At 67.6% G+C, this 7,019-nt stretch carries 11 protein-coding genes; 5 read left to right on the top strand and 6 right to left on the bottom strand.

From position 1 onward, the window contains the following. The first annotated feature begins 309 nt into the window (after window positions 1–309). The 3 genes from DPQ64_RS18900 to DPQ64_RS14565 all read left to right on the top strand — a co-directional run bounded on the left by DPQ64_RS18900 (window position 310) and on the right by DPQ64_RS14565 (window position 2,388). Entirely contained in the window at window positions 310–453 is a 144-nt protein-coding gene (locus DPQ64_RS18900) for a hypothetical protein (RefSeq protein WP_157971723.1), read from the top strand. Between the two features lie 135 nt (window positions 454–588). Then, on the top strand, window positions 589–1,305 hold the full coding sequence (locus DPQ64_RS14570; protein WP_115865042.1) for a right-handed parallel beta-helix repeat-containing protein: 717 nt from the start codon (window positions 589–591) through the stop codon (window positions 1,303–1,305). A 759-nt stretch (window positions 1,306–2,064) separates the two neighbouring features. Next, window positions 2,065–2,388: a tRNA-binding protein gene (locus DPQ64_RS14565; RefSeq protein ID WP_115865041.1), complete on the top strand. Its 324-nt coding sequence runs from the start codon at window positions 2,065–2,067 to the stop codon at window positions 2,386–2,388. A gap of 21 nt (window positions 2,389–2,409) precedes the next feature. Here DPQ64_RS14565 and DPQ64_RS14560 read toward each other — a convergent pair whose 3' ends face one another. The 5 genes from DPQ64_RS14560 to DPQ64_RS14540 form a co-directional block, all read right to left on the bottom strand. Beyond that, window positions 2,410–3,639, bottom strand: a complete 1,230-nt coding sequence (locus tag DPQ64_RS14560) for a glycoside hydrolase 5 family protein (RefSeq protein WP_232820592.1) — start codon at window positions 3,637–3,639, stop codon at window positions 2,410–2,412. A gap of 115 nt (window positions 3,640–3,754) precedes the next feature. Next, window positions 3,755–4,093, bottom strand: a complete 339-nt coding sequence (locus DPQ64_RS14555) for a hypothetical protein (protein WP_157971722.1) — start codon at window positions 4,091–4,093, stop codon at window positions 3,755–3,757. A gap of 164 nt (window positions 4,094–4,257) precedes the next feature. Next, window positions 4,258–4,563 carry a hypothetical protein gene (locus tag DPQ64_RS18895; RefSeq protein WP_157971721.1) on the bottom strand — a complete coding sequence of 102 codons (306 nt, stop codon included), beginning with the start codon at window positions 4,561–4,563 and terminating at the stop codon, window positions 4,258–4,260. A gap of 80 nt (window positions 4,564–4,643) precedes the next feature. Then, window positions 4,644–4,949, bottom strand: a complete 306-nt coding sequence (locus DPQ64_RS14545; RefSeq protein WP_115865039.1) for a hypothetical protein — start codon at window positions 4,947–4,949, stop codon at window positions 4,644–4,646. A 254-nt stretch (window positions 4,950–5,203) separates the two neighbouring features. Next, on the bottom strand, window positions 5,204–5,398 hold the full coding sequence (locus DPQ64_RS14540; protein ID WP_115865038.1) for a hypothetical protein: 195 nt from the start codon (window positions 5,396–5,398) through the stop codon (window positions 5,204–5,206). 220 nt (window positions 5,399–5,618) lie between these two features. Between DPQ64_RS14540 and DPQ64_RS14535 the strand changes: the two genes are divergently transcribed. Continuing rightward, window positions 5,619–6,050 carry a hypothetical protein gene (locus DPQ64_RS14535; RefSeq protein ID WP_115865037.1) on the top strand — a complete coding sequence of 144 codons (432 nt, stop codon included), beginning with the start codon at window positions 5,619–5,621 and terminating at the stop codon, window positions 6,048–6,050. Further along, the gene (locus tag DPQ64_RS14530; protein WP_115865036.1) at window positions 6,050–6,334 is read left to right on the top strand and encodes a DUF7410 domain-containing protein; all 285 of its coding nucleotides are present in this window, start codon (window positions 6,050–6,052) and stop codon (window positions 6,332–6,334) included. Before DPQ64_RS14535 ends, DPQ64_RS14530 begins: the two co-directional genes overlap by 1 nt. A 335-nt stretch (window positions 6,335–6,669) precedes the next feature. On the opposite strand, the gene DPQ64_RS14525 is transcribed toward DPQ64_RS14530, so the two are convergent. Further along, window positions 6,670–6,933: a cytochrome C oxidase subunit IV family protein gene (locus tag DPQ64_RS14525; RefSeq protein WP_115865035.1), complete on the bottom strand. Its 264-nt coding sequence runs from the start codon at window positions 6,931–6,933 to the stop codon at window positions 6,670–6,672. Between the last annotated feature and the right edge of the window lie 86 nt (window positions 6,934–7,019).

Below are 7,019 nucleotides of genomic sequence, written 5' to 3'. Positions count from 1 at the left end.
CCGCGGAGTCGGCCGCCGACGCCGTGGACGAATCTGTGGTGACTGTCGAACTTTCGCTGCCGGACTCGCCTGCCGTCTCGTCGCGCGCGCGCCCGTCGCTCGTCGCGGGGGCCTCGCTACCCGGGTCGTCCTCGGAATCGGTCATCGAACCGCGCTACGGGCGTCGGGACTAAACGGCTTGCGCTATAAGAACACCGAATTTCGCATTGAAAAATTGGGGGCGGGAAGCGGAGATTCGGCCACAAGATTTATTTATACAGGTTGACAGCCAGAGTAAAATTTGAGTAGTGGGGGTCTGACGGGAGACGTATGGACACGCGAATCACGGCCATCGAGCGCTGTGCGTACTGTCGGGAGTACGTCCCAGTGACGGTCCTTCCCGTCGGGCCTGCCGACGGGTCGATCTCGGCCGAGGTGGCAGTCTGCGAGCAGTGCCGCACCGGCGGACGGTGAGCGGGCGTCCGGGCGGAGCGACGGGACCCGTCGAGGGTCGGGTACCGCGTTAGTCCTCGTTTACCGCCGAGTCTCGCCGAAGTTGCACGCGGAACCGCCACGAGGTATAACTGTGCCGTCGTCGTTGGCGCGTGCATGACTCGCCGCGACGCTCGCACACTTGCCGCTCTCGTCCTCGCGCTCGTGGTCGGCTCCGGATTCGCGCTCGCCGTGGGCCCGGGGTCCGCGCTCGCTGCCGGTGGAGGAGCGACCAGTGACGTTGCTGGTGGCGGACCGGCCGGCGGGAGTGCCGGTGCGGAGTCCGCCGCCCAGACGCAGATCTACTCCTGCACGACCATCGACGAGTCGGGGACGTACGTGCTGGCGAGCGACGTCGAAAACGGCGGCGGGACCGCCATCTCTCAATCGTGCATCGAAATCACGGCCGACGATGTGACGTTCGACGGCGGCCGCAACACCCTCGACGGCCGGGGCGTGAGCCACACCGCGGGCGTCGGCGTGGTCGACGCCGAGAACGTAACGGTCCGAAACCTCGCGGTGTCCGACTGGCACGCGGGCGTCCGCGCGGCGAACGGCTCGGTGACGGTTCGAGAGGTGGAGACCGCCTCGAACGCCTACGGAATCCGGCTGGCGAACGTGACGGGCGCCACGGTCGCGAACAACTCCATCGAGGGGAATCTCGTGGGGATCTATGCGGACGCCGAGAACGCGACGCTGACGGGTAACGACTTCTCCGAGAACGAGATTCGGGTTAAACGGCCGAGCGAGTCCGGAGGAGTGGACGAGACTGCGACAGTTGTCGAAACTGCGACTGTGAACGAGTCCGAGAGCCTGCGCTCGGTGAACTCTTAATCCGATTCGGCAACTCGATCTTCATGCAACTCGCGCTGGTTCGGCCATCTACGCGGCGTGCGCTGTCCCGATTTTCCACCCCGGCGCGCGCTGGCGCGGCCGTTCATGGCCGCGCCCAAGCGCGCGAGGGACGAGTATCGCAGCCCGGAGTGAAACGGAGGGCGAGAAGCGCAGGAGGCTGGGGAGGCGTGAGGCCCGCGGTTGCGGTGCTGTTGCGGTCACGTCTCGGCTCAAGCAGAAGCTAGCTTGGCGGCGAACTACTTCGCTGGGAGTGAGAATACTGAGCTAGCTATTCCTTGAGCCGAGGCGTGACAGCACCGCGACCGCACAGCACCGGCAGAGCAAGCTCTGCCGAGCCTGCGCTCGTTTCACTCGCGCAGACACCGCAGCCTCGGACCTCCCCAGCCGCCTGCGTTGCTCGCTTCGTTGTCTCCGAAAATCACAGAATTTCGGGATGACGAGAGAGCGAAGCTCTCTCGAACCACGCTACTCGTCCCTCGCGCGCTTTGCGCGGCGCACGAGAGCGCCGTCAGCGCACGCGCTGAGACCCTCGACTCGTTTCACTCGTCGAGACGCCGTGGGCGCACAGCTCCCACGAGCCTCGGCTCGCAACGCTCGCCGAGACGCCGCGCAGCACGCGCCGGGGTGTCGAGGTCACTCCTCGTAACCGATAGAGGGTCTGGAACTCAAGAAAAGTCGAACTCGTAACCATCCTCTCGGCGGTCACTCTTTAAGTCACGCCGCGCCATACCCGAACTCATGACCGAGAGCCTCTTCGAGACGACCTTCCAGATAGGCGAAGTCGTCGACGCCGAGTCGTTCCCCGAGACGAACAAGCCCGAGATGGCCATCCTGCAGGTCGACCTCGGCGACGAGGTGGTCCAGTCGGTCGCCCAGACCGGCTACAACTACGAGCCGGCCGACCTCGTGGGTCGACAGGTGCTCTGCGCGACGAACCTCGGGTCGGTCCGCATCGCCGGCGAGAAGAGCGAGGCGCTGACCGTGGGCGTCCCCGACGACGAGGGCCACCCCGTGCTGGTCGGCCCAGACGAGGACGTCCCGCTCGGCGGAGAGCTGTACTGAGCCGTAGTTAGACGCGAGTTCTCACTCGCCGCGGGCGTGGCGTTCGACCTTCTTCGCCCAGTCGGGCCACTCCCGGCGCTCGTCCAGGTCGACCTCCGAATCGCCCGACATCGCCTTGATGGCCCGCGCGTCGTCGACGTTCCACACCGCGCCGTCCTCGTGGAACAGGCCGTTGATGATGCCGCGCTTGCGCATGTATCGGACGTAGGCGGGCTTGACCATGAGCGACCAGAAGAAGTTGTCGACGCCGTGGCGGTGGATCACCGGCGCGATGGAGGCGTAGTCCGGCTCCCAGTTCTCGACGGCGGCGGAGCTGTCCCAGCCGAAGTCGGCGGTCTTCTGCCACTCGCTGAGGTACACCGGCGCGTCGAGGTCCCGGCCCAGTTGCGTGGCCTGCGGGAGCAGGTCGTGGTACTTCTCTCGCGTGTTCGGGAAGTTGTAGTGGAACTGTAGCACGTCCGACCCCCAGTCGACGTACTCGGCGTTGTTGGCCAGGCTGGTCGAGCCGACCGTTAGCGGAACCGACCCGCGGTGCTCGGCCATCGTCTCGAACATCCCGGCCGCAAAGTGCTCCATGTCGGGGAGCCAGCCCGGCTCGTTCATCACCTCGATGGCGAGTAGCCGGTCGTCGTCGCCGTACCGCTCCATGAACCAGCGGACGTACTCCCGGGGGTCGTCCCACAGGTACTCGTTCTGCATCACGATGCTCGACGGCGACTGGCACGGCGGGGCGGTCAGCGGGTCTGTGTCGTGGAGGTTCTCCTCGGTGGGCTCCTGACCCACGCTCTCGAACAGGCCGAACAGCACCTCGATGCCGTAGTCGTCCGCGGTCGCGAGAAAGTGGTCGACGGCGCGTTCGAGCGCCGCCGAGTCCCGCTCGTACTGCTCGAAGCTGACCCAGGTCCGGATGGCGTTCACCTCGACCGAATCGGCGTAGCCCAGATCGCGCTCGATCACGGCGGGGTCGTAGTCGTGCCACATCTGGAACGTGTTCCACGCACGCGCAGGCACGTACAGCGCGCCGCGTACGTCCACCGGGTCGTAGTTCGCGGCCGCCGCTTCGATGGGATCCGTGGGCTCGCTCGTCTCCGGCGGTTGTCCCCGTCCGTCTCGGTGAGCCGGACTGGCCGGCGGATTCGCGTCGTTGCGCCTGCTGTCGGAAGAAAGGAGAGACGTACACCCCGCCGTCGCGCCGAGGCCGGCCGCCGCGGCGGACTGGAGGAACTGTCGGCGGGCGTACCGGCGGGTCATGGCTCACTGCCACGACAGCGACCGGCCTAAAAGTTCTCGCCCGCCCGGCGGTAGGCCCGCCGCACTCCCCCGGAAATACGGGATTTCTGGCCGGCAGAAAGTGAGTCCCGTCGACCTACCGCGCGCCGCGAAGGACGATCTCGGCGTCGCAGTCGGGACAGGCTCGTCGGTCGGCGTCGAATTCGGTCTCGCAGAACGAGCAGACGTGGGTGTCGTCGCCCGCGGAATCGGTGTCGGACGCGTCGTCGCTCGCACCGTTCGGTTCGGTCGTCTCGCCCGTAGAGTCGGCCCGAACCGCGGTCGCGCCGCCGGATCGGCCGCCGTCGGAAGCCGATCCGCCGTCGCTTCGAGAGGACTGACTGTCGCTTCGAGACGGCCCGTCGTCGCCCCGTAGTTCTCGCGTGATGTCTTTGAGCAGGTCCATGTCGTCCCGTTCTCTGGGCCGCGCTCCCATTGTTATGGCTGCCCTTACGGGCGGCAAGGAGGGCTTGAGTGCCAGCGGGCGGGTCCGGGTAGTGGCTTCGGAACGCGGCCGCGATTCCGGTCGGCGACTGCCGACCGGAGTCGCGGCCGCGTTCGGGCTGTTCTCCGCGGTTACGTTATCGCGCCGCGGTTTCGCTACCAGGCCGCGGTCGCGTCTGCGACGCGAACCGCGGCGCGGAGCGCGAGTAGCGGGAGCGCGTGCAGCGCGACCGTCGTGACCGCGGCGATCGCGAGCAGAGCGGGCGGATGCGCGGGCAGTGCGGCGACCGTGGCGAGGAGAGCCACCGCGAACACGGCCGCGGCCGCGAGGAACGTCGCGGCCGCGACGCAGACGACGGCGGCGCAGACGGCGTAGCCGACCGCGGCGTCGACGATCTGCGTTGCTGCGTGCCGTAGGGTCGTTCGAGTCGGTAGTGCTGTCGCGTACTGCGTGTCTCGCATGGTTCCGAGTGTGGTGTGTGGTTCGGTCGGCTGGCGATGCGTCGAAGCCCGCGCTGCGGGAACCGTGAGGGGTCCGGCTGTCAGGCCGAGCGGTCGGTCTCGACCGCGGTGACCGTCTGGACGCCGAACCCGTCGGCGACCGCGTCGCGGACGGCGGCCCGCTCGTCCTCGACGGTCTCGTCGAGGCGGACGCTCACGCGAACCGAGGCGTCCACGCGGAGGTCGTTGAGCGTCGGCCTGACGCCGTTCACGTCGACGACCTCCGCGCGGGCGACCGCGCCGCTCCGGTCGAGGACGGTGGTGACGCCGTCCTGGAGCGTGCCGTCGTCGCCGCGCGGAACGTTGACTTCGAGGTCTGCTGTCGCGTCGATCTGGAGTGCGTTCATGTGTCTTGGTCTCCCGACGAGCGTAACCTGGTGGTTCGGTGCTCGTCCGGGAGCGAAGTGTCGGCTACCGGTTCGTCCGATCCGCGAAGGCGGGAGTTACCGGAGAGTGCGCCGGAGAAGGACGTGGGTCCGAGACCACGCGTCCGACGCACGCGGCTCGCTTCCGGGTCGTGGATTCGGGAGGAAGCGAGCCGACCGGCGTCGCGTGCCGAAGCACGCGGGCGCGACGGAACGTCGATCCGTCGGCCGCCGCCTTACGCGGTCGGAGTGGTCTCGACAAGGCGATAGATGTCGCCCACGACGTCCACCCGACCAGCGAACTTCGGCCGCCCGGCCCGCACGCCGGTTACGGCGTCGAGCCCGGAACGGGCGAAGTTCGCTGGAATCCCGGACCACTCACTGGCGGCACCGATGCCGAGTGCGTGAGTCCGATTGGGTGGGCAGGTCATGGATTCGTCACCTCGTGCGCCCGGCGGCTCCGGGCGACTGACGTAACTTCGGATTTTACGGGTTGGCTATTAAAACTGGCTGAACAATGGTACCCAGTAGCACGGCCCGACCGTCGCCGGAGGTAGGGTCCACCAGCGGGGCCGACCGAGACACCCCCCCATTGGTAAAAGTTAACACTTATGCCGGATACGGTCGAACAACTCACAAGGAACGCACGCTATGGTCGAAACAGGGTATCTGGCGAGCGCCCTCGTGACCGGGGCGTTGCTGCTCGCAGTGTGGGCGCTCGCCTCGCGGCTGGAAAACTGGCGGACCTACGAACCCGCGCCCGCGGCGGGCGGACGCGGCGAGTCCGGCGGGCTCGGCTCGCCCGCGACGTGGTCGGCGGGATTCGTGCTGATGGTCGCCGTCGTCGGCGGCGGCGCGGTGCTGCTCGTCAGCGACGCCTCGCTGGCGGCCGGAATCGGTGGCTGGACCACGGTGGCAGGGGCGTTCGGCGCGCTCCTGCTCGGGTTCGCGCTCTGGGGAACGTACAGCTCGGCGCGCAGCCGCGGCGTCCACAGCGCGCAGGCCGCGCTCTTGAGCGCGTGGCTGTTCGGCTCGCTCTTCGTACTGGTCGTCGCGGTGAAGCTGCTGGTTTCCGGGGGCTGATGAGCCTCGCCATCCCCGACACCGACTTCCACGTCCCCGACGGCGAGACGCCGGTTCAGTGTCCCCACTGCGGTCGGCCGTTCCGGACCGAGCGCCTGCGGGCGCTCCACGTCGGCGACGCGCACGACGGCTGGACCGACGACGAGCGCGAGGCCTACGAGTCGGCGATGGAGGCCGAGCGCGAGGACCTGTTCGTGTACCACCTGAAGGTAGTCGCGTCGCTGGTCGCGGTGTACGCCTTCTTCTTCTTCACGTACCTCGCGGTGTCGATGGCGCAGGCGTGAGATGGTGTCGCCTCTGTACTCTCTCGTGCGAAGCCAATCCACAGTCCACGACGGTCACGTGCGCGTCCGCGGCGGCGCGCCGCCGCGGACGCGCACGTGAGGACCTGATGAAAGGGGAACAGCCGTCGTCTTAACGAACGCGAAACAGCTGTCGTCTCTCGACGCCCGGATACGGAGCCGGTTGCGACGCGACGAGGTCCGAGCGGTGGTAACACGGGCCGACTCGAAGACAGCCGTTCGGCGAAGCGGAGTCTACCAAGCGGGGTCTGCGAGGAGAGTTCTGCGAAAAGGAGTCGCTCGTCCGTCGCTCCGTCGAGAGACGCGAACCGAACGACCTACAGGATGGAGTAGGCCGCCGCGGCGGTCAGTGCGATGGCCGCTAGCAGGCCGGTGAATATCGTGGCCGACACCGATCTGGGCTCCCACTTGAGGTGCTGGAAGTACCACGCCACCAGCACCGCCTTCACGAGCGACAGCGCGATGATGACCCAAAAGGCGGTCCAGTACGGGAGTCCGCCCGCCTGTTCGACGAACACCTGTGCGGTCGCGAACGCTGCCAGCGCGGCGAAGATACCGGTGTAGAGTCTGAGGTGGCTCATCGTTCCTCCGTGGTGTTGCGTCGCGTGGATCGGGTAGTCGTGTCTGCCGTGATCGAGCGGGCGATTCCTCGCGGGGTTGTGCGCGC

Origin of the sequence: Halorussus litoreus (assembly GCF_003382685.1) — an archaeon.
Taxonomy (GTDB): Archaea; Halobacteriota; Halobacteria; order Halobacteriales; family Haladaptataceae; genus Halorussus; species Halorussus litoreus.
The sequence above is the reverse complement of the archived record's forward strand: the minus strand, read 5'-3'. Positions and strand labels throughout refer to the sequence as shown.